Genomic DNA, 6,111 nt, shown 5'->3' with positions numbered 1-6,111 from the left:
ACTCCTGGTACCAAGGTTGATGGTCCGATTACGGTGACTGTGACGGATCCGGATCTTAAGGATGGTTCGCAGACGTTCACGGTTCCGGTGAAGGGCCATGAGGCTGGTAAGGATGACAACAATTCTGATACCTCCACCTCCAAGGTTCCTGCGGACAACAAGGATCACGGCATCGATGGTCAGGTCACTGGAGACACCACTGGTGTGACAGGTAAGGTCGTCGATGGGAATGGCAACACTGTTCCTGGCACCGTCAAGATCGACAAGGACGGCAAGGTCACGGTTAAGGTCCCTGAAACGACTAAGCCTGGCAAATACGACGTAGTCATCGAGAAGGGCGGCAAGGAAATCGACCGGTTCCCGATCGAGGTCACCAAGCCTGGTACCGCAGAGGGCTCCATCCCGGGTCTCACCGAAGAGCAGGCTCAGGTCTGTGTCGGTGCGTCTGCTGCCTCGGCTGTGCCGCTGCTGCTCCTCACCCCGATTGCCCTTGGTCTGGCCATGGACAACCAGCAGGTGAAGGATCTCACGGCTGGCTTCGGTAAGACGCTCGAGGATATCAACACTGGTATCCAGAAGACTCTGGGTATCTACAACCCGGCTCTTGCTCAGCAGTTCAAGGTTCAGGTTGCACCGCACCTGCAGAACCTCGCTCTCGCGGCAGGGTTCATCGCAGCCATCGGCCTGCTGGCTGGTGTCGCGGCAACGCAGTGCACCCCGAACGGTGGCAGCTCCAACGGCTCCACCACCAACAAGTAAAAACTTCCTCTTTGGAGGAGAAATAGGCTCCTTTCCTTGGGAGAACAGTCGCTAGATCTTCTGCGAAGAAGCTAGAGACTACCGTCAAGGATGGCCTCACGTGGCAACGCGTGGGGCCATCTTGGTGTCTGTGGGGGTGATGTTCATGTCCTGGCGTGCAGCGGTCCGCTTCATGAGTGGCTATCAGTCTTGCTGCGGTGTGTGTTCGGGTTTGGACTCCGTGTGCAGGCAGCGCTCGTATTCTCCTTGTTTTGTGGGGCGTGGTTGCTCGTTGTGAAGTGGGGGAGGAACTCATGAATATGGGGATTCAATTAGTGCCGAGTGTGTGCAATTCCCTCGATGTGGGGTAGTAGTCTGGCTGATACTGAGGAACTCTGAGAGGGATGGGGATCTGGGGTGCTGTTTAATTTTTAGGTGTGACCTCGGATGATGCGGTCCAGTGCGTCGCCGCTGGAGTGCTATTGCGTGGAAAAGTAAATAATTTACTGAGTAGAAGATAGACAAAAGGGTAAGAAAACCTTAGAATTAAGTACATACAAATCAAGAGGGCTGGTAAAATGCACGTGAATCGCGGGTTGTCTTAACAGGCTCTTAGGGTTTGAAAAACTCCACAGATAAGTCATTTGAAAGGACCAGACTAATGGCTACCATCCGTACCCGTCACGGGCGTATTCGCCGTGGCATCTCCATCGCTGCGGCCGCATTTTCCCTCGCCGTCGTAGCCCCCACCATTCAGCCCGTCGTAGCACCCCAGTTCGCCGCCGTCGCCAATGCTGAAACCACCCTCACCTACGACGAGGCCGTGAAGATCAAGGACGAGGCCATCGAGGCCGACGGCATCGCCAGCGGCAAGATCACCAGCGCCGCCCAGCTCGGATACGGGCTCAAGTACGCAGGCCAAATCAACGGTCACATCTACGAGGCACACCCGAACGGCAACCCGGGCGCCACTTACGATAACGGCAACATCCCGGTCACCGGCCAGACCGTGTACCTGCAGCTGCGGGAGAAGGATGCGGGCGGAGAGCTCTCCGAGTCGCCGTGGTTCAAGGCTAAGACCCATGACCTCAAGGACGTTGTTGCCGGCAACGGCGGCAAGGGTACCTTCTCCTTCAATAACCCCGACGGCGGCCGGCTGAGCTGGGTGGATAAACTCGGCGATAAGCACGAGTACCGTGCCCACCGCGGCCAGGAGTACCGCCTGTGGATCGATAACTACACCAACCCCGCCACGGGCAACACCATGATCCCCATGCGTCAGGCCGGCGGCCTCACCGTGGGTGAGTGGGTCAAGTCGGGCGACCAGCTCCTCGGCTCGTTCCAGTACGCGGGCGTGTCCATGCAGAAGGTGGCCCTGTTCATGTACGAGGCCCCGCACGATAAATTCGTGGCCAAGAATGTGTCCAAGAGCGCAGGCGAGGCGTTCAACCGCTCCCAGGCGCAGACGACGGGCGAGAACGATTTCATCGCCGGCCGCGTGTGGTTGGAAAACGGCGCGGGTGACCAGAACCTGTCCGCCGCCAACGGCCCCCGCTATGACGGCGTGACCAAGGGTGGCGAGGTGCTCGCCAACGGCTACAAGGTGTGGGCTACCACCCTCAACAACGAGGGCTACACCCGCCTGTCGCAGCTCATAGAATCCGAGCCGAAGGAAACCCAGGTCGCAGAGACGCAGAAGATTCTCAAAGATCACCCCGAGTACCTGCAGCAGACGAAGGTCGCCACCGTCAACGCGGACGGCTTCTACACCCTCCGCTTTGATGAGGTCAACGGCCAGCGCCCCAACATGGAGCGCGTGTACATGTGGGTGACGGACCCGGACGGCAACATCGTTCCTGCCTACTCCAACTTTGTTAAGCCGATTTTCGTTGCGCCGAACAACGTCGTCATCGGCTCGTGGCGCACCTCCTCCCTCGAGGCGCAGTGGCGCGATGAGCGCAAGGCCTGGGCTGCCATCGACTTCGCGGTTGCACCGCAGGACATCAAGAGCGAGCTTCCCGCGATGGACACCAAGGTAGGGGAGACCGAGGCGGATAAGCACGCACCGGAATCTACCCCGCAGACCGTCCGCGTGGGCGAGACCCCGGATGCGGCGAAGTCCATCAAGAATGCTGCATCCCTGCTCGAGGGCACCACGATCGCCTACGCCACGGATGTGGATACCTCCACTCCTGGTGTCAAGGATGTCACCGTCGTGGTGACCTACCCGGATGGTTCCACCGACAGGGTTCCGGCCACGGTCACCGTCGCTGACAGCGACGCCGCCACGTACGCCCCCGGGTACTCCCCGGCATCCGGCGAGGCCGGCCAGCCAGTGGAGGTTTCCCCGAACGGTGCCGAGGACCTGCCGGAGGGCACCGTGTACTCCATCGATCAGTCCAAGGTTCCGGCTGGTTTCACCGCCAAGGTGGATCCCACCACCGGTGTGGTCACCGTGACCCCGGGGCCGGATGTTGCGAACAACACGACGGTGGAGATTCCGGTCACCGTCACCTACCCGGATGGGTCCACCGACGCTGCCCCGCTGAAGTTCACCGTGGGCACGGACAGTGACAACGACGGTGTCACCGACGCCGACGAGGCTTCCGGTGCGCTCAACGCCCATTTTGGTAACAAGCCCACCGACCCTGCGAAGGCTGACACTGACGGTGATGGGCTTTCCGACGGTGAGGAGCTGGCCGGTAACCCCCAGGTTCCCTCCCCCACCGTGACTGATAAGGACGGCAACGTCAAGGTCGTTGCCGGCCCGTTCTTCACGGACCCGAACAAGGCTGATACCGACGGCGACGGCGTGTCCGATGCCGATGAGCTTGCCCAGGGCACCGACCCCACCAACGAGGACACCGACGGTGACGGCGTGAAAGACGGCGACGATGCAAACCCCGCCGATGCCACCAATGGTAAGGCCACCGTGGCTAAGGATTCCGATGGTGACGGCTTGACCGATAACCAGGAAAAGTCCGGCAACCCGCAGGTACCGTCGATCTCGTTCGTGGATAAGAACGGCAACGAGGTGGAAAAGCAGGGACCGTTCGCGACCGAACCGAACAAGTCGGACACCGACGGCGACGGCCTCGACGATGGCTACGAGCTCTCCAAGGGCCTCGATCCCACCAACCCGGACACTGACGGCGACGGCGTGCCGGACAGCGAGGATGCTTTCCCGCTGGACGGAACCAAGACCAGTACCTCCGACGGTGAAAACGACCCGCGCCTCATGGATTCCGATAACGACGGCTTGTCGGACGCCGAGGAGACCGGCGGCAACGCCGGCTACCCATCCATCACCATCACGGATACCAACGGCAACAAGAAGGTCATCTCCGGGCCGTTCAAGACCGACCCGAACAATGCTGACACCGACGGCGACGGCCTGTCCGATGCCTACGAGCTTCAGCTCGGCTACAACCCGACTGTGAAGGACACCGATGGCGACGGCGTCAACGACGGTGATGATGCCTACCCGGCGGACGGCACCCGCACCACCTTCGAGGGTGATGAGATTGCCTCGGATGCTCCCAGCTGGGACAACTCAACGGTGAAGGAGGGTGGCTCCGTCGAGGTGAAGAACAACGGCGGTAAGCTCCCCGCAGGTTACACGGTTACCGTGACCAAGGGCGGCAAGGCCGTGGACAAGCCAGGCGATTACGTCACCTTTGATAAGGACGGCAATATGACCGTCAAGGCCGGCGATTCCAAGGCCGGCGAGACCATCACCGTGACGGTGAAGGGCAAGGACGGTAAGACCATTGGTAACCCCGTGGAAATCTCCGTGGGCCTCTCCGAGCAGCAGGAAGGCGTGTGCATCGGCGCCTCCGCCGCCTCGGCTGTGCCGCTGTTGCTTCTCATCCCGCTGGCGCTCGGCATCGGCCTGGCCGGCCAGAGCCCCGAGGCGCGCGCTGTGGCCGACGGCTTCAACAAGCAAATCGAGCAGATCAACGTCGGCATCCAAAAGTCCCTCGGGATCTTCAACCCGGAGCTTGCCGCGACATTCCGCAATTACATCGCACCGCACCTGGGCAACCTCGCCCTCGGTGCAGGCTTCATCGCCGCCATTGCGCTCCTGGCTGGCCTCGCCACCACGCAGTGCATTCCCGGTGCTAACACGAGCTCGGAGCTTCCGTCCAAGGACGCTTCCACCACAACCCCGAACAAGGAGGCGTAACGCTGGGATTCACACTGTAATTTCATAACTCTCTCGCTTCGGCCCGCACGTTCGCGTGCGGGCCGTTCGCGTTGTGTGAGCACTGCACTACCGAGGGCAACCCGGCCTGGGACGACACCACTGCGTCTGAGGGTGGCAAGTCCGATCCGATCAAGAACGTCGGCGAGAAGGTTCCGGATGGTGCGAAGTTCTTCGTTGAGAAGAACGGCACGAAGGTTCCGGGTCTGGCAGGTGATGTCAAGGACTTCGCTACCAAGGACGGCAAGATTTACTTCGACCCGGCTACCGGCGATATCACCTTGGACACCAAGGATTTCAAGTACGGTGACACCATCAAGGTGACGGTGACTGACAAGGACGGCAACAAGCTCGACGATGTCACGATCACGATCGGCATGTCCGACGATCACCTCGGCATCTGCATCGGCGCTTCCGCTGCCTCCGCCATCCCATTGCTGCTCCTGTTCCCGGTTGCTCTCGGCCTGGCCGGCAACAACCCGCAGGTAAAGCAGATCGCCGATGGCTTTGCTAAGCAGGTTGAGGATATCAACACCGGTATCCAGAAGACTCTGGGCACTTACAACCCTGAGCTTGCTCTCGCCTTCAAGCAGAACGTTGCTCCACACATGCAGAACCTGGCTCTGGCCGCCGCGTTCATCGCATCGCTCGGCCTGCTTGCCGGCGTTGCCGCGACGCGGTGCGCACCTGGTGGAGATCAGTTGAGCTCCAACCTGTCGAGCGACAAGGGCACGACGAATACGACGAGAACTACGCGGAATGAGAATTCCGGTACGTAGTACATCGAGTCGCTGGACTTGGTAACAACTAAATAGCAAGTGCCCCGTCCTCCTTAGAGGAGACGGGGAACTTCTTGTTGTGTGGTACCTCACTCGTGGTCACGCGAAGGGAACCTGATAGAAGCATGAGAAGAGCTACGGCTTTGGTCATCTCCAATAAAATCTTGCAGAGTCGATGCACCCCCGCACGGGGGTAGCTGAAGGTCTTATGTAAGAATGCAATTTAGGCCCCTGACCTAATTATGTTGCATATAAACGTACGTTATTCCCGCAGGGAGTTCAACAATTTTGAGACTTATTGGGGTGTGAATAACCTATGGAAGGGTAACTTAATCATTAATGTATTTTGGTCTTTTGCTTAGGGAACTTTAAGATAGGTGCCGTTGCGAA

At 59.6% G+C, this 6,111-nt stretch carries 2 protein-coding genes and 1 pseudogene; all 3 read left to right on the top strand.

What is annotated here, in order from left to right; genetic code table 11:
* Positions 1 to 759, top strand: a pseudogene (locus tag HMPREF1219_RS07310) (Rib/alpha-like domain-containing protein); the annotation flags it as partial.
* 640 nt (positions 760 to 1,399) lie between these two features.
* On the top strand, positions 1,400 to 4,924 hold the full coding sequence (locus HMPREF1219_RS07305; protein WP_016458254.1) for a Rib/alpha-like domain-containing protein: 3,525 nt from the start codon (positions 1,400 to 1,402) through the stop codon (positions 4,922 to 4,924).
* A 71-nt stretch (positions 4,925 to 4,995) separates the two neighbouring features.
* Positions 4,996 to 5,721: a hypothetical protein gene (locus HMPREF1219_RS07300; protein ID WP_016458253.1), complete on the top strand. Its 726-nt coding sequence runs from the start codon at positions 4,996 to 4,998 to the stop codon at positions 5,719 to 5,721.
* The last annotated feature ends 390 nt before the right edge of the window (positions 5,722 to 6,111 follow it).

Source organism: Corynebacterium pyruviciproducens ATCC BAA-1742 (genome assembly GCF_000411375.1).
Lineage (GTDB): Bacteria > Actinomycetota > Actinomycetes > Mycobacteriales > Mycobacteriaceae > Corynebacterium > Corynebacterium pyruviciproducens.
The sequence above is the reverse complement of the archived record's forward strand: the minus strand, read 5'-3'. Positions and strand labels throughout refer to the sequence as shown.